This is a genomic window from Arthrobacter sp. AD-310 (assembly GCF_054656615.1).
The window spans coordinates 1-16,286 of record NZ_BAAHNO010000006.1 but is presented as its reverse complement, the minus strand read 5'-3'; the positions used below and the strand labels follow the sequence as shown (position 1 = coordinate 16,286).

Annotated in this window: 14 protein-coding genes; 9 read left to right on the top strand and 5 right to left on the bottom strand. The window is 65.7% G+C overall.

The annotated features are described in order from the left end of the window. Window positions 1-10: 10 nt before the first annotated feature. A complete protein-coding gene (locus tag ACYQ1Z_RS03080) occupies window positions 11-1,204 on the bottom strand; it encodes an NAD(P)/FAD-dependent oxidoreductase (RefSeq protein ID WP_459791006.1) in 1,194 nt (397 codons plus the stop codon). Window positions 1,205-1,708: 504 nt separating this feature from the next. On the opposite strand from ACYQ1Z_RS03080, the gene ACYQ1Z_RS03075 reads away from it, so the two are divergent. Beyond that, the gene (locus ACYQ1Z_RS03075) at window positions 1,709-3,676 is read left to right on the top strand and encodes a BCCT family transporter (RefSeq protein WP_459791004.1); all 1,968 of its coding nucleotides are present in this window, start codon (window positions 1,709-1,711) and stop codon (window positions 3,674-3,676) included. A 386-nt stretch (window positions 3,677-4,062) separates the two neighbouring features. On the opposite strand, the gene hxlA is transcribed toward ACYQ1Z_RS03075, so the two are convergent. Continuing rightward, on the bottom strand, window positions 4,063-4,686 hold the full coding sequence (gene hxlA, locus ACYQ1Z_RS03070) for a 3-hexulose-6-phosphate synthase (RefSeq protein ID WP_459791002.1): 624 nt from the start codon (window positions 4,684-4,686) through the stop codon (window positions 4,063-4,065). 47 nt (window positions 4,687-4,733) lie between these two features. Next, a complete protein-coding gene (gene hxlB, locus ACYQ1Z_RS03065) occupies window positions 4,734-5,318 on the bottom strand; it encodes a 6-phospho-3-hexuloisomerase (RefSeq protein WP_459791223.1) in 585 nt (194 codons plus the stop codon). A 145-nt stretch (window positions 5,319-5,463) separates the two neighbouring features. Between hxlB and ACYQ1Z_RS03060 the strand changes: the two genes are divergently transcribed. Next, on the top strand, window positions 5,464-6,780 hold the full coding sequence (locus tag ACYQ1Z_RS03060; RefSeq protein ID WP_459791001.1) for a response regulator transcription factor: 1,317 nt from the start codon (window positions 5,464-5,466) through the stop codon (window positions 6,778-6,780). Between the two features lie 28 nt (window positions 6,781-6,808). Here ACYQ1Z_RS03060 and ACYQ1Z_RS03055 read toward each other — a convergent pair whose 3' ends face one another. Continuing rightward, window positions 6,809-7,042 (bottom strand): hypothetical protein, encoded by a 234-nt coding sequence (locus ACYQ1Z_RS03055; protein ID WP_459791000.1) that lies wholly within the window; start codon window positions 7,040-7,042, stop codon window positions 6,809-6,811. Window positions 7,043-7,199: 157 nt separating this feature from the next. Beyond that, window positions 7,200-7,880: a GntR family transcriptional regulator gene (locus ACYQ1Z_RS03050; protein ID WP_459790998.1), complete on the bottom strand. Its 681-nt coding sequence runs from the start codon at window positions 7,878-7,880 to the stop codon at window positions 7,200-7,202. Between the two features lie 123 nt (window positions 7,881-8,003). Between ACYQ1Z_RS03050 and purU the strand changes: the two genes are divergently transcribed. The 7 genes from purU to ACYQ1Z_RS03015 all read left to right on the top strand — a co-directional run. Next, window positions 8,004-8,915, top strand: coding sequence for a formyltetrahydrofolate deformylase (purU, locus tag ACYQ1Z_RS03045; protein ID WP_459790996.1), 912 nt, complete (start codon window positions 8,004-8,006; stop codon window positions 8,913-8,915). A 51-nt stretch (window positions 8,916-8,966) separates the two neighbouring features. After that, on the top strand, window positions 8,967-11,459 hold the full coding sequence (locus tag ACYQ1Z_RS03040; protein WP_459790995.1) for a GcvT family protein: 2,493 nt from the start codon (window positions 8,967-8,969) through the stop codon (window positions 11,457-11,459). 106 nt (window positions 11,460-11,565) lie between these two features. Then, the gene (locus ACYQ1Z_RS03035; RefSeq protein ID WP_459790993.1) at window positions 11,566-12,192 is read left to right on the top strand and encodes a cyclodeaminase/cyclohydrolase family protein; all 627 of its coding nucleotides are present in this window, start codon (window positions 11,566-11,568) and stop codon (window positions 12,190-12,192) included. Beyond that, the gene (locus ACYQ1Z_RS03030) at window positions 12,189-13,058 is read left to right on the top strand and encodes a bifunctional 5,10-methylenetetrahydrofolate dehydrogenase/5,10-methenyltetrahydrofolate cyclohydrolase (protein WP_459790991.1); all 870 of its coding nucleotides are present in this window, start codon (window positions 12,189-12,191) and stop codon (window positions 13,056-13,058) included. The genes ACYQ1Z_RS03035 and ACYQ1Z_RS03030 overlap by 4 nt, the downstream gene beginning before the upstream one ends. Window positions 13,059-13,276: 218 nt before the next feature. Continuing rightward, a complete protein-coding gene (locus tag ACYQ1Z_RS03025; protein ID WP_459790989.1) occupies window positions 13,277-14,623 on the top strand; it encodes a molybdopterin molybdotransferase MoeA in 1,347 nt (448 codons plus the stop codon). Beyond that, window positions 14,611-15,492, top strand: coding sequence for a formate dehydrogenase accessory sulfurtransferase FdhD (gene fdhD, locus ACYQ1Z_RS03020; RefSeq protein WP_459790987.1), 882 nt, complete (start codon window positions 14,611-14,613; stop codon window positions 15,490-15,492). Before ACYQ1Z_RS03025 ends, fdhD begins: the two co-directional genes overlap by 13 nt. A gap of 65 nt (window positions 15,493-15,557) precedes the next feature. After that, window positions 15,558-16,286 (top strand): catalase (locus tag ACYQ1Z_RS03015; RefSeq protein ID WP_459790986.1); only part of this gene is annotated, 729 nt, incomplete at its 3' end.

Here is a 16,286-nt window from a genome sequence, read left to right as displayed (position 1 = left end):
TGCCGCGGTGTCAGGAAGCTGCCGCCAGCAGCGGTGCCGGCCCCGCGGCAGGGGCTCCGAGGCTGCGGCGCCACTTGGTGAACAGCCGTGGCTGGTTCATGCCAAGGACCGCCACAGGCGTGTCACCCTTGTAGTAGACGGCGAGGAAGCTGTGTTCCTCAGGATCTCCGGACTCGAAAACCAGCCTGTCGTGGCCTGCAGAGTGCCCGGCGAACTGGATCTTCACACCGTGCTGCTCGGACCAGAAGTAGGGCGGCTTGACGGGCTGCTGCGGAGCATCGGCGTCAAGCAAAGCCTGGACCGCGAAGGCGGGGCGCTCCAGTGCACCTGTCCAGTGCTCCACCCGGCGGTGCTCGCCCAGGGTGAGTTCGAACCAGTTCGCGCAGTCTCCGACGGCGACGATGCCCGGCGCGGTGGTGCGCCCCATGGCGTCGCACAGCACGCCGTTGCGCAGTTCGACGCCGGAGCCCTCCAGCCACTCGACGTTGGGCTGGGCTCCGATTCCCACAAGGACGACGTCGGCAGGGAGGTTGCGCCCGTCAGCGAGCCGGACGGCAGTGACATGGCCGTCTTCGATGGCGAAGGATTCGATTTCCGCACCGCAGATCAGGTTGACTTTCCTGGCGGTGTGGAGCTTTGCCACCGTGGCGCCCATGTCCTCGCCCAGCTGCGGGGCGAAGGGAACCCGGGCGTAGTCGACCATGGTGACGTCCATGCCGCGCAAAGCAGCCACTGAGGCGGCCTCGGCGCCGATGAACCCGGCGCCGATGATAACCATTCGCCTGCCGGCGACAATCCGCGGCGCCAGGCCTTCGGCGTCGGCGATGGTTCGGAGGTAGGAGACGTTGTCCAGGCCTTCGAGCGCCGGCAGTTTGCGGCTGCGGGCGCCTGTGGCGATGACGATCCCGTCAGCGGTGATCTGCCGGCCGTCCGAGAGCGTGATGGTGCGGCTGCCGGCATCCAGGGCGACCGCGCTGACGCCGAGGATCCATTCCGCCTCAAGTCCGTCGTCGGCTGTTTCCAGGAGGAGGTCCTCGGCGGTGATGGCACCGAGAAGGAAGTCTTTGGACAAAGGGGGCCGGTCGTACGGACGGTGCTGTTCATCGCCAATGATGACCAGTCGTCCGCCGAAGCCCTGAGCGCGGGCAGCCCGGGCGGCCGAAAGGCCGGCCAGCGAGGCTCCCACAATCGCAAGGATCTGCATATTTTCTTTTCCAATCGCTTATTACGCAACAAGAATCACAATATGCAACAGCGTGGTCCATGCCCCGGAGTGTGTCAAGGGTTACATGCTCATGAGACGAAAAACCTTGACTTTTAGGTGTGGCCTACGCCACTCTGTTGCTTACCGCGCAAGCTGTTGTTTGTTGCGGAACACCTCCCCACTGGGGCTTCCGGGCCTCGCATAAACGAATAGAACCTGACCTAAAGAGGTGCACTATGCACATAGCCTGCTTGTTCAGTGATCTTGCCCCGGGGGAGGCAGTTTGGCTGGACAGCGCTCCGCCCATTGCCGCTTTCGAAATGAAGGACGGCTAGCTCTTCGCTGTCGAGGACTCCTGCACGGAACCATCCCGGCAGTACCCCTCGTCGACACAACCATCATGGCCATCGGCCCGGTGTGAAGCCCCAACCTTCCGCCCAAAGCCACGCAAGCGGCCGTGCATAAGAAGCAAGCACATTAATCGCCGAGCAAAAGGACCCGCTCTTGGCACTGAACAGTGAACTAACGTCCCCTAAACCCTCCGAGCCAGCCGCGGACAACGATCCGCTGGCAGCTCCCGATCCCAAGGCAACCGAAAACGCGGACACTGCGCTGGACGCTGCCCTTGAAACGGAAACGACCATCGCTCCGGACACGGAAGAATATGAGCAGATCCTCGAGGAACTGCGCCAGACCAAAACCGAACAGGCCGTTACCGAACGCCGCAACCGCAAGCTCATCCTGGACAAGACCACCTTCGGAATCACGGGCGCCATCGCCGTCGCCTTCGTGATCTGGGGTTTCCTTGGCAAGGACAGCCTCTCCAGCACCTCCAAGGAAGCCCTCGATTGGGTGATGGAGTACACCGGCTGGCTCTTTATGGTCCTTGCCTCCCTTTTTGTTGTCTTCGTCCTGTGGCTTGCCCTTGGCAAGTTTGGAAACATCCCGCTGGGCAAGGACGGCGAAAAGCCGGAATTCCGCACCGTCTCGTGGGTCGCCATGATGTTCGCGGCGGGCATGGGCATCGGGCTGATGTTCTACGGCGTCGCCGAACCCCTGTACCACTTCATTTCGCCGCCGCCGGGCACGGTTGACGGCCGCACGCCGGAAGCCATCCAGACGGCGATGGCAACGTCCATCTTCCACTGGACCCTGCACCCCTGGGCCATGTACGCCGTCGTGGGCATCGCAATGGCCTACGGCACGTACCGGCTGGGCCGCAAGCAGCTGATTTCAGCCGCCTTCACATCCCTGTTCGGCATCCGGACCGTCGAAGGACCGGTCGGGAAGTTCATCAACATCCTCGCCATCTTCGCCACCCTCTTCGGAACGGCCGCCTCGCTGGGCCTCGGCGCCCTGCAGATCGGCAGCGGCCTGACATCCAACGGCTGGGTGGGTGAGCTTGGCACCCCCGTACTGGTGGCCATCGTCGCCGTCCTGACCGCCTGCTTCGTCGCTTCCGCGGTGTCCGGCATCAGCCGCGGCATCCAGTGGCTCTCCAACATCAACATGGTGCTCGCCGTCGTCCTGGCCGTGATCGTTTTCATCGCAGGCCCCACGCTGTTCATCCTCAACCTGATCCCGGCCGCCGTCGGCGACTATGCCCGGGACCTGGCCACCATGTCCTCGCGGACCGAAGCCGTGGGTGACGAGGCACTGCGGGCCTGGATGTCCGGCTGGACCATCTTCTACTGGGCCTGGTGGATCTCCTGGACGCCCTTCGTAGGCATGTTCATCGCCCGCATCAGCCGCGGCCGCACCATCCGCCAGTTTGTCACCGGCGTCCTGCTTGTCCCCAGCATCGTCAGCGTGATCTGGTTCGGCATCTTCGGCGGCACCGCCTTCAACATCCAGCAGGAAGCCGACAAAGCGAACCAGCCCGGCCTGATGACCGTGACTGACGGTGTCGCGTCCATCGATTTCGACGGTGCCTTGTTCAATCTGGTGAAGAACCTCTCCATGCCGGAGTGGCTCACGGCAGCCGTGATTGTCCTGGCCATGGTGCTGGTGGCCATCTTCTTCATCACGGGCGCCGACTCCGCGTCGCTGATCATGTCCTCCCTCAGCTCCAACGGATCCTCGGAGCCCAAGCGCGGACTGGTGATCTTCTGGGGTTCGCTGACGGGCGCCGTTGCGGCCGTGATGCTCCTGGCTGGCGGTGATGAGCCCTCCGAGGCGTTGTCAGGCCTGCAGCGCATCACCATCGTTGCGGCCCTCCCCTTCGTCGTCGTCATGCTGCTGCTCTGCTTCGCGCTGGCCAAGGACCTGCGGCGGGATCCCCTGTCGCTGCGCCGCCGCCTCGCCACCTCGGTGGTTGAGCGGGCCATCAAGACAGGCGTGGAGCAGCACGGCGGAGTCCAGTTCGACCTGGTAACCCGGCACGATTGCGCGGAGAGCTGCCCCGATCCGGAGGCCTGCCCCGCAGGTAATTCCACGAAGGGCTCGACGGCAGTCAGCACGGACCGGAAGTAAGCACAAACCGGAAGTAAGCACGACCGGAAACTGCACGCAAAGAAATCCGGCCCCGGTGGGAAACCACCGGGGCCGGATTTTGTTGTGCGGGAAAAGGCCCTGGGCCGTCAAGAGGAGGCCCGCCCAGCGGCCGGAACAGCATCGGCTGTCCAGGTGCCAGCCTGGGAGGCTGCAACAGGGCGTCCGACGGCGGCAAGCACCTCTCGCAAGACAGGGTCCGGGGCGAGGCAGTCGCAGTCCCTCGGCGAGGCAGTCGCCGAGGGACTGCGTCGGCGTCGGTGAGGACGCTGATCCGGCAGGGGATGTTCCCTGCTTGCCTCGCTCGAAAACGAGGGCGGCCCCACCTGTACAGGTGGGGCCGCCGGCCGTTCCCGATGGAAAAAGGGTTAGCTGATGGCAGCCTGGAGTTCCTTGGCGGCCAGGGCCGGGTCTGCAGCACCGTAGATGGCACCGCCCGCCACGGCAACATCGGCACCGGCGGCCTGGACGGCTGCAATGGTACCGGCATTCACGCCACCGGCGACGGAGAAGGGCACCTGCGCCTCTTCACCTGCGCGGAGGAGGCCGTTCAGGTCGAAGCCGGGCTTGGCCTGCTCGTCCAGGCCGGCGTGCATCTCTACGAACTTGGCGCCCAGGGCGCGGACTTCCTTGGCACGGGTGGCCTTGTCGGCGATACCGATCAGGTCGACAACAACGGCCTTGTTGTGTGCCTTGGCCGCCTTGACGGCCCCGGCGATCGTGGAGTCGTCAGCGCTGCCAAGCACGGTCACAAGGTCGGCGCCGGCCTTGAAGGCGATCTCGGCTTCCAGCTCGCCTGCGTCCATGGTCTTCATGTCGGCGAAAACGAGCTTGTCCGGGTGGGCCTGCTTGATGGCGGTGATGGCGGAAAGTCCTTCGGCCTTGATCAGCGGGGTGCCCAGCTCGATGATGTCAACGTACTCGGCGACCTTGCCGGCCAGCTCGAGGGCGTCCTCGGTGGTGAGGAGGTCGATGGCTACCTGGAGTTTCATTGGTTCTGCTTTCTGTAGGGGTTTGCCCGGATGTAATGCGGACAGGTTTATTCGAGGTTGGCGTGCCGCAGCCACAGCTGTTCAGCCGGCACGTCAGCGGTGTCCCACAGGGACTGGAACAGGGACTCGGTGGCCACGAAGAGCACTTGCTCGAACAAGCTGCCCGAGTACTGGCGCGAGACGCCGGAGCCGTGGTCGGTCTTCTGCTGGGCAGGAACGACGACGACGGCGTCTGCCAGGTTTGCCAGCGGTGATCCGGGGTTCGCGGTGAAGGCCGCGATCCGTGCCTGTGCCTTGGCTGCGGTCTCTGCAGCCTTGACCACACCGGACGTTGTCCCCGAGCCGGAGGCGACCAGGAGCAGGTCGCCTTCGCGGATTGCGGGCGTGGTGGTGTCACCGGCCACATGCACGTTCAGGCCGAGGTGCATCAGCCTCATCGCAGCCATCCTCAGCACCAGGCCGCTGCGGCCGGCGCCGGCCACGAAGATCCGGTCGGCGCGCCCCAGCAGTGTTGAGACGGCGGCCAGCTGCTCTTCGCTGATGGCTGTCGCGGTGCCCGTGACCTCCTCCAGGACGAGGGAGACATTGCCGGCGATTGCTTCCGGGGTTGCCTCCAAGCCTGGCTCGGTCATGACGGTCGAATTCACTAGTCCTCCTCTTGCGTGGGCCTGGAATCCATCGTCCTGTCATTTCGGGGTAGGCGGAACGCTAATTCCGGATGGTTCCAACTACCCTTTCGGGTAGTCCCCTGCCCGGCTCGTCCCTTACGCTTGCTGCATGACTGAGTCTTCGACGGCGATAGCTCTTGCCGTCCTGCCCGAACCGGCGGCGCATCAGCGGTCCGAACAATGGCCGCTCCTTCATGCCATTGCCCGGATCGCTGATGCGCCGCTGAACCGCATCGCCGAGCGGCTGCGGGAAGCGGTCCTCCCCTACGCCGCCGGCGACGCCCTGGTGATCTTCACCGAGGAGTGCACGGGGCGGCCCCAAAAGAAGGCCGGGGACGAGGAGGTCGTCGCCAAGGTCACCATCGCTGAACTGCAGCAGTTGCGGGATTCACTCGCCGGCGATGCGGCGTGGACGGGAACTGCCCATGTAGCGGGCAGGGAACGGGAAGTCCTTGCGCTGACCTACCCGCCCAGCAACGCGCTGCTGGTCATCACGTACACGGACGGACGGGGCGGCACTGCGGGTGAAGCCCTGCGCATGGTGCGGTATCTCTGGGAACTCACCGCCCGGCGCATCCAGGAGAAGGTCAATGACGCCGCCCCCTCCTACCTCGTGGAGTCCCGGGCAGCGTCCGCCGAGCGGCTGAGGGTTACCAGCGAGCTGGTCGATCTGCATTCCACCACCCTGGAAACCTTGCTCGCGGCCGCGCGGTCTTCCACCCTTGACGATGCGGCGGCACGGTCATCCGTCACCGACGTGGCGGCGCGGGCGCTGGTTGAGCTTCGCACGCATAGCGACAGGACAACGGACCTGGTTGAGGAACCGGTGGCATCCGCGTTCGAGCGGCTGCGGGACGACCTGCGTCCGCTTACGAGGTTCAGCGGCATTGACGTGCAGTTCATCGAGCCGCCCCTGAACGGCAGGGCGCTGCCGGGTGAGGTGGCGATTGCGGCGAGGGCCATTGTGCGGGGGTTGCTGCTGGCCGTGATGGAACAGCCGGAGGTCCGTCGGGTCCGTACGCAGTGGGACTGCGACGGCGAAAACCTGCTGATCAACGTTCGGGATGACGGCAACGGCGGGCTGCCCACTGAAGCGCCCGCCATGGGCCGGCTGCAGCGCCAGGTGCAGGCACTTTCGGGCCGCATGGAGATTGACCTGATGCAGGGATGGGGAGCGGATATCTCGGTGACCCTGCCGCTGGATCCCCCGGCGACGCCGGGGGACGTCTCAGGGTGGAACCTGGCCAGCCGGGAACTGGAGGTCCTTCAGCTGCTGGCAGCCGGCCAGCGCAACCGGAACATTGCCGCGGCCCTCAATATCAGCGAGAACACCGTGAAGTTCCATGTGCGCAACCTGTTCCGGAAGCTCCAGGTGACTTCACGGAGCGAAGCGATCGCCCTGGCGCACAGCCGCGGACTGAGGTAGCGGGCGGGAACCCCGGCAATCGGGATGGCTAGAGCCAAACCTGGTAGCCGGTGCCTTTGTCGAAGAGGCGGCGGGTGTCCGCGCCGGCACCGGCAAGCCACAGCACAGAATCGTCCTCGGCTGCCTGTTCGACGAGGCCGCGGGCGACATATTCCCCCTGCAGCCAGACCTCTACAGTGTGGCCGGGAAGCTTCGCCCAGTCGGGACGCAGCCCGAGCTCGTTGTCCTTCTTGGCCTCGACGGGTGCTGCGACTGGGTTCACTTCTTTCCTCCGGAATCGTTGATCGACATTGATACGGCCTGAAACCGCAGACTGATATGTGTTTGATATATCAGTTCATGAGGAAAGTATGTTCCACGTCACATAAAGTGTCAATGCGTGCCCGCCGGAGATCAGGCCCTCCAGTCGCGGGCACTGACTAAGCGCTGAAGAGCGCCTCCCGCACGGCGTGTTCGAAACCGCTGACGTGGGCGCGGGCCAGCTCTGCAGCCTTGTCCTCGTCGCCGTCGATGATGGCCCGCAGCAGGTTCACGTGCTCGTGGACATGCAGGGACAGGTCCGGCAGTCGGTCCATCACCATGCACCAGATGCGGGTGGCCAGATTGTCGTAGCGGATCAGGATGTCTTCCAGGTGCGGGTTACCGGCGGCCGCATACATCCCCTGATGGACCCTGGCGTCCAACTGAAGCGTCTCAACGATCGTCGCACCCTGCACGTTGAAAGCTTGCACTTCGTCCAGTATGTCGTGCAGATGCTTCCTGACAGCTTCGGAAGCCACCCGGGCGGCCCGAGCGGCAGCAAGGGGTTCCAGCTGTGCGCGGATCTCAGAGATATAGGAAAGGTCGGTGACATCCACCCTCGTCGCGAAAGTGCCGCGGCGGGGATATGTCACAACAAGCCGGTCCAACTCCAGCCGCTTCAGGGCCTCCCGGATGGGGGTTCGTCCCACTCCCAGGGCCTTGGCCAGCGCGTCGTCATTCAAGAGCTCACCCGGCTTGATGTCGAGCAACAGCAGCCTGTCGCGGATGCTCTCGTAGGCCACGTCAGCGAGCGACTTCCTGGCGGCATCGTCGGAGACTGCCAAAGTTTCGAACGCCACCGCAGAACCTCTTTCTTCGCATCGGAAAAAACTGTTGACCTCACTCAGGGACCAGTATACGCTGATCTCCAACCTAATATATCAGTCCGATGTTCAGGAATATATCTAAAGGAGGAGGGCGACATGACCCTTGTGGAGACGGCCTCATCAACGGCCACGCTGCCGAAGCTCGTCGAGGAGCAGGAGCAGACCCAGAAATTCGTACTCACCCTGTCATGCGTCGAGCGCGCCGGCATTGTCCAGGCCGTCACGACGTTCTTGTTCGACCGCGGCTTCAACATCGACGAACACCAGCAGTTCGACGACAGCCTCCGCGAGACGCTGCACCTGCGCACCGCGTTCTCCGGTTCCCCGGCCTACACCCCGGACCAGCTCGAAGAAGAGTTCCGTCCGATCGCAGACCGGTTCAACATGAAGTTCAGCTTCCACGACCAGACCCAGCAGCGCGTCCTGGTCATGGTGTCCAAGTTCGGGCACTGCCTGAACGACCTCATCTTCCGCTGGCGCGGCGGCAGCCTGGGCGCCGAGCTGGTCCTGGTTGTTTCCAACCACGAGACCCACCGCGCCATGGCCGAGGCTGCAGGCCTGCCTTTCATCCACATTCCGGTCACCCCGGACACCAAGGCGGACGCCGAGCGCCGCCTGCTGGAGCTCGTGGAGGAATACGACGTCGACCTGGTCGTCCTTGCCCGGTACATGCAGGTGCTCTCCAACGACCTCTGCCGTTCCCTCGAAGGCCGTGCGATCAACATCCACCACTCCTTCCTCCCCGGCTTCAAGGGCGCCAAGCCCTACCACCAGGCCCACGCACGCGGCGTGAAGCTCATCGGCGCCACCGCCCACTACGTCACTGCCGACCTGGACGAGGGACCGATCATTGAGCAGGAAGTCATCCGCGTGGACCACAGCTACGGCCCCAGCGCCCTCTCCACCGTTGGCCAGGATGCCGAAGCCCTCGCCCTGTCCCGCGCCGTCCGCTGGCACTGCCAGCACCGCGTCCTGCTGGACGAAACCAGCACCGTGGTTTTCCGCTAACCGGTACCGCGACACCAGCAGCACATCAACAAGATTCAGCAGGAGAACCATATGGAATCGACGCCACGTATTGTCATCATCGGGGCCGGCATCGTCGGAACCAACCTGGCCGACGAACTCGTCACCAGGGGCTGGAACAACATCACGGTCCTGGACCAGGGCCCGCTCAACATGCCGGGCGGCTCCACGTCCCACGCCCCCGGCCTGGTTTTCCAGACCAACCCGTCCAAGTCCATGGCGCTTTTCGCCAAATACACGGTGGAAAAGCTGCTGTCCCTGACCGAGGACGGCGTCAGCTGCTTCAACCAGGTGGGCGGGCTTGAAGTCGCCACCACCGAAACCCGCCTCGCGGACCTGAAGCGCAAGCTCGGCTACGCACAGGCGTGGGGCATCGAGGGCTCCATCCTCTCCCCGGCCGAATGCAAGGAGCTCTACCCGCTCATCAACGAAGAGGACATCCTCGGCGGCCTCCACGTTCCCAGCGACGGCCTGGCCAACGCCGCCCGCGCGGTCCAGCTGCTGATCAAGCGCACCGAGGCCGCCGGCGTGAAGTACATCGGCAACACCGAAGTCACCGGCATTGAGCAGTCCGGCCGCCGGGTCACCGGGGTCCAGACGCCCGACGGCGTGATCCCGGCAGACATCGTCGTCTCCTGCGCCGGCTTCTGGGGCGCCAAGGTCGGCGAGTTGATCGGCATGTCCGTGCCGCTGCTTCCCCTGGCCCACCAGTACGTCAAGACCACCCCGGTTCCGGCCCAGAAGGGCAAGAACGAACTGCCCAACGGCGCACAGCTGCCTATCCTCCGCCACCAGGACCAGGACCTCTACTACCGCGAGCACGGCGACCGCTACGGCATCGGCTCCTACGCCCACAAACCCATGCCCGTTGACCTGGACGAGCTCGGCAGCTTCAAGCCGAACGAGATCAGCGAGCACAACATGCCCTCGCGCCTCGACTTCACCCTCGAGGACTTCCTCCCGGCCTGGGAAGCCACCAAGCAGATCCTGCCCGCCCTGCGCGAAAGCGAGATCGAGGACGGCTTCAACGGCATCTTCTCCTTCACCCCGGACGGCGGCTCGCTGGTCGGCGAGTCCAAGGAACTGGACGGCTTCTTCGTGGCCGAGGCCGTCTGGGTTACCCACTCAGCCGGCATCGCCCGCGCCGTGGCCGAGCTCCTGGTGGAGGGCAAGTCCTCGATCGACCTGGGCGACTGCGACATCCACCGCTTCGAGGAAGTCCAGCTGACTCCGGAGTACGTGAGCGAAACGTCCCAGCAGAACTTCGTGGAGATCTACGACGTGCTGCACCCGCTCCAGCCCAAGCTGTCCCCGCGCAACCTGCGCGTCAGCCCGTTCCACGCCCGGCACAAGCAGCTGGGTGGATACTTCCTGGAAGGCGGCGGCTGGGAACGCCCCTACTGGTTCGAGGCCAACGCCGAACTCCTCAAGGAAATGCCGGCAGACTGGCAGCCGCCGGCACGCGACGCCTGGTCCGGCATGTTCAGCTCGCCCATCGCTGCGGCCGAAGCATGGAAGACGCGTACCGCCGTCGCCATGTACGACATGACGCCGCTAAAGCGCCTTGAGGTCTCCGGACCGGGCGCCCTCAAGCTGCTGCAGGAACTGACTACTGCGGACCTCAACAAGAAGCCCGGGGCCGTCACCTACACGCTCCTGCTGGACCAGGCCGGCGGTGTCCGAAGCGACATCACCGTGGCCCGCCTGAGCGAGGACACCTTCCAGCTCGGCGCCAACGGCAACATCGACACCGCCTACTTCGAGCGGGCCGCCCGGCACCAGACCGAAAGCGGCACTGCCAGCGACTGGGTCCAGGTGCGCGACACCACCGGCGGCACCTGCTGCATCGGCCTGTGGGGCCCGCTGGCCCGTGAAGTGGTCGGCGCGGTCAGCAGCGACGACTTCTCCAACGATGGCCTGAAGTACTTCCGGTCCAAGCAGGTTGTTATCGGCGGCGTCCCGGTCACCGCCATGCGGCTGTCCTACGTTGGTGAGCTCGGCTGGGAACTGTACACCAGCGCGGACAACGGCCAGCGCCTTTGGGACGCACTGTGGAAGGCCGGCCAGCCTCACGGCATCATCGCCGCAGGCCGCGCGGCATTCAGCTCGCTCCGCCTGGAGAAGGGCTACCGCTCCTGGGGCACCGACATGACCACCGAGCACGATCCGTTCGAGGCCGGCCTGGGCTTTGCCGTCAAGATGGCCAAGGAGAACTTCGTGGGCAAGGCCGCCCTGGAAGGACGCACCGAGGAAAGCTCCGCACGCCGCCTTCGCTGCCTGACGGTCGACGACGGCCGCAGCATCGTGCTGGGCAAGGAACCTGTGTTCTACAAGGGCCAGGCCGTTGGTTACGTGACCAGCGCGGCTTACGGCTACACCGTGGCCAAGCCCATCGCCTACGCCTACCTTCCCAGTGAAGTATCGGTCGGCGATTCGGTCGAAATCGAGTACTTCGGACGCCGCATCGACGCCACCGTCACCCAGGATCCGCTGTACGACCCCACGATGACCAGGCTCCGCGGCTAGTTTCCGCAGCCATCCCCAAGGGCGGCGGCCCGGACTTCCCCTCGCAACGGGTCCGGGCCGCCTCCCGTATACGGCCATCTACAGCTCCAGTCCCAGGAACGGACACATGATCAGCTCAGAAACAATCGACAGCTACATCACGCGGCTGGCGTCCCGGCAGCCCACCCCCGGCGGCGGCGCGGCAGCAGCACTCCATGCAGCACAGGGCGCAGCCCTCGTGGCCATGGTGGCGCGCTACACCACCGGCGCCAAGTACGAACAGCACGCCGCCCTGGTGCAGCGTGTCACTTCCGCCGCTGACGGCCTCGCCGCGGAGGCCCTTCGCCTGGCGGACGCCGATGAACATGCCTTCCAGGCCGTCATTGACTCCTACAAGCTCCCCTCGGACACCGAGGAACTCAAAGCCGCCAAGGCCGCCACCATCCAGGCGGCACTCGCCAATGCGGCACAGACCCCCGCGGACCTCATCAGCGTGGCCGGTGCTGTGGTTGACCTGGCCACCGAACTCTTCGACGTGGCCAACCCGAACGTCATCAGCGACGTCGCGGCAGCAGCGGATGCTGCCCGCGCAGCCGCTACCACCGCCCGCGTGAACATCGACATCAACGTGGTGGCCATCAAGGACCAGGACGCCCGGTCGGCGCTGGCCCTGCAGACGGACGGCCTCGAGGACAAAGTCGTCCTGGCAGCCGACAACCTGGTGGCCCGCGTGCGTGAAAGGATCCTTAGTTGAGCACTGCATCGCTTTCCGGAAAGCCGCTTGCCGGCATCATCCGGCAAAGAGTCGTCGACGGGGTCCGCAGCCTCGAGCAGGAGGGCGTGCGTCCCGTCCTGGCGGTTGTGATGGCCACCGACGACGAATCGACCCGCTGGTACGTCCGCTCCATTGAACGCGCCGCGGAATCCGCCGGCATTGGCTGCCGCATCATCGACCTTGGCCACGACGCCACCGAACAGGTGCTGGCCAGCGTCCTGCGGGACCTCAGCGCTGAGCCGTCCGTGACCGGCATCATTTTGCAGACGCCGCTGCCGGCAGGAGTCCGCACCGACGCCCTGGTGGGGCTCATCGCACCGGAAAAGGACATCGACGGCGCCAACCCCCTCAGCCTGGGCCGCCTTGCCGTGGGGCAGCCGGCCTTCGCCCCCGCAACGGCGCGCGCCGTCGTCGAAATCCTCGACCACTATGAAGTGCCGGTGGCCGGCCGGGACGTTGTGGTGGTTGGCCGGTCAGCTGTGGTGGGCAAGCCGCTGTCGCTCCTTCTCCTGGAGCGCGACGCGGCCATCACCGTGTGCCACTCGCGGTCGGGCCCGCTGGAGCGGTACACCAGGGACGCGGATATTGTTGTGGTCGCCGCCGGACGGACCGGGTTGCTTAACGGCAGCCACATCTCGGAGAAAGCGACCGTGATCGACGTCGGTACCAACGTCCTGCCCGACGGCTCGCTGGTGGGCGACGTGGACGCAAGCGTCGACGGCGTTGCTGCCGCCCTGACGCCCGTCCCGGGCGGCGTTGGCTCGGTGACGACTGCGCTGCTGCTGCTCCACACCACCGAGGCGGCGCGGACGCAGTCACCCATCCTGATTCCCGAAAAAGTCTAGACACGGTACCGGGAATTCACGTAGTATGTAACTGATATATCTTTGATCGTCACTCATAGATATCAGCATCTCCGTTGCCCGTGACTGGTGCTCCGATGGCCTGAAACCTGGGGAGGTATTCCTCATCGGAGCACCGTTCCCGGGCAACGGGGATGCGGCGACACCGCCCACCGCCCGGCACCTGCTGCCGGGCCGATTTATGCACGTTAGGGGCCTCAATGATCGCCAGCGAGCTCAGCGTCGATGCTCCGGCAGCCTGGACACCACAAGCCGGCGCCCATGCGCCCGCCTGGTCCGAGGCCCGGCAACTGGCCTTCGATTCAGCCAGCCCCCTCCCTCCCGTCACCGTTGCCCTGCACGAAGCGGCCGGACGGATTCTGACTTCGCCCGTGACCGCCATGCAGGACCTTCCCCACTACGCCTCCGCTGCCATGGACGGATGGGCGTTGAACGGCAGGGGACCGTGGCTGCTGGTCGACCCTGGCCAGCCCCTTCCATCCGGCCGGGCCAGCGTCATCGCCACCGGCGGCCTGGTGCCCCGCGGCGCCCAAGCCGTGCTCCGGAAGGAAAGCGGCGTCGTCGGGCACGACAGCAAAGGCCGCCAGGCACTCACGCTGCGGCAGGACGCCAAGCCGGGTGAGCCCCGGACAGGCCAGCACATCCGTCCCGCGGGCACCGAAGCACTCGCCGGTGAGACCCTTATCCCGGCCGGCACCCTCCTGAACCCCGCTCACATTGCCCTGGCGGCCGTTGCAGGCTACGACCAGCTGGAAGTCCAGGCCAGGCCACTGGTATCCGTGATCCTGACCGGAGCCGAGGTGGTAACGGCCGGGGTTCCCGCCCCGGGCCAGGTCAGGGACACTTTCGGCCCGCAGTTGGGTACGGTCATCTCCTCGCTTGGCGGCACTGCCGGCACCTTCCGCCGGATCGGCGACTCGTTCGACGCCTGGCTCGAGGCACTCGGCGACGCCGGCCTGCCGGGCGCCAGGGCCGAGGTTGTGATTACCACCGGCGGCACCGGCAAATCCGGAACAGACCACTTCCGTGACGCCGTGGACGCACTCGGCGGCACGATCCTGCTGGACGGCATCGCCATGCGTCCCGGGCACCCCGCCGTCCTGGCCGTACTCGCCGACGGCCGCTTCATCGTCGGACTTCCGGGCAATCCCCTGGCTGCCATGATGGCGCTGGCCTCCATTGGCGTGCCGTTGCTCTCGGCACTGGCCAACCAGCCATTGCAGGAGCTTGAGTACGTCCGCTCGGGCAGCGACGTCGAGCCGGACGGCGGGTGCGGTGCAGACAGCGCGGGTGCGCCTGCTGCCGCAGCCAAGGCCGGGAATGGCAGGACCCGCCTGATCCCCTGCCGGTTCCTGTCCGGACTGGCATTCCCGGTGGGGCGCACCGGCCCTGGCATGATGCGCGGGCTGGCGTGGGCGGACGCCGTCATGGTTGTGCCTCCCGAGGGTGTGGATTCAGGCCAGCCCGTCGCCGTCCTGCCCCTGCCCTGGACGCAGGCCGTCCACTCTTCCGCCACCCCGGGAGGGAGCACTCCATGGCCCGCATGATCCAGCGCCGCAAGATCCACCGCTTTACCCTGGACGGCTCCGGCACCGAGTATCCTGTCCGCTTCAAGGAGGACATCCTCGCTGCCGAGGAACCGCTGGAAATCCGCCTGGGCGGGCGCTCCTTCGCCGTGACCATGAGGACGCCCGGGGACGATTTCGACCTCGTAGCCGGGTTCCTCGTGTCCGAAGGCGTCATCCGTTCCGCCTCCGAACTGGTTTCGCTGCGTTTTTGCGCCGGAGGACCCGATGAGGAGCAGACTTTCAACGTGGTGGACGCCCAGCTGCGCCCCGACGTCCCCCTGCCGGACACCATGCGGCATGTCTATACCTCCAGTTCCTGCGGCATCTGCGGCACCGAATCCATCGAGGCCGTCCGCAAGACCCTGCACTTCGATCCCTCCCGGGACGGCCTGCGGGTCCCGGTGGACGTTGTGGCCGGGCTGCCGGAGCGCCTGCGCGAGGCGCAGGCGGTGTTCGACAAAACCGGCGGCGTGCATGCCGCGGGCCTGTTCCGCGTTGACCGCGGCGAACCCGAACTGCTCTGCCTGCGGGAGGACGTCGGCCGCCACAATGCGGTGGACAAGGTTGTGGGCTGGGCCCTCCGCCAGGGAATGCTGCCGTTGCGCGGCACCGTCCTGCAGGTGTCCGGCCGGGCGTCCTTCGAGCTGGTGCAGAAGGCGGCGCTGGCCGGCATCCCGGTCCTTTCCGCGGTGAGTGCGCCGTCAAGCCTGGCGGTGGACCTTGCCGCCGAAGCCGGCGTGACCCTGGTGGGCTTCAGCAGGGGCCACAGCCTCAACGTCTACGCCGGTCGTGAGCGGCTCGAGCGTCCCCGCGCTGCCGCCGCAAAGGAAGACTGCGCCGCGCTTTGAGAGGCTTCCTCCGCCCCCGGCTTTTTCGACCGTCCCTCGTAAGTATCAAAGTAATAGGAGAACAATTGTCTGCCATTTCAACGACCGCTGTTTCAACGACGCAGTCTGGTGCGCCGGTCACGTCTGATTCGCATTCGAAGTCGGTTGGTGCCGATGGTGCCATCATCCTGACTGACCACTACCTGGTCGAAAAGCTGGCCCAGTTCAACCGTGAGCGGGTCCCGGAGCGTGTGGTGCACGCCAAGGGCGGCGGGGCGTTCGGCACGTTCAAGACCACCGAGGACATCTCCAAGTACACCAAGGCCGCGTTCCTGCAGCCCGGTGTCGAGACCGAGATGCTGATCCGGTTCTCCTCGGTCGCCGGTGAGAACGGCTCCCCGGACACCTGGCGCGACCCGCGCGGGTTCGCCGTGAAGTTCTACACCACCGAGGGCAACTACGACCTCGTAGGCAACAACACCCCGGTGTTCTTCATCCGCGACGGGATCAAGTTCCCCGACTTCATCCACTCCCAGAAGCGCCTGCCCGGCTCCCACCTGCGCGACGCCGACATGCAGTGGGACTTCTGGACCCTGTCCCCCGAATCCGCCCACCAGGTCACCTGGCTGATGGGCGACCGCGGCCTGCCCGCGTCCTGGCGCGAAATGCAGGGCTACGGCTCGCACACCTACCAGTGGATCAACGCCGAGGGCGAGCGGTTCTGGGTCAAGTACCACTTCCACTCCAACCAGGGCGTCAAGAACCTCACCGGCGACGAAGCCGAAGCCCTCGCCGGCTCCGACGCCGACTTCTAC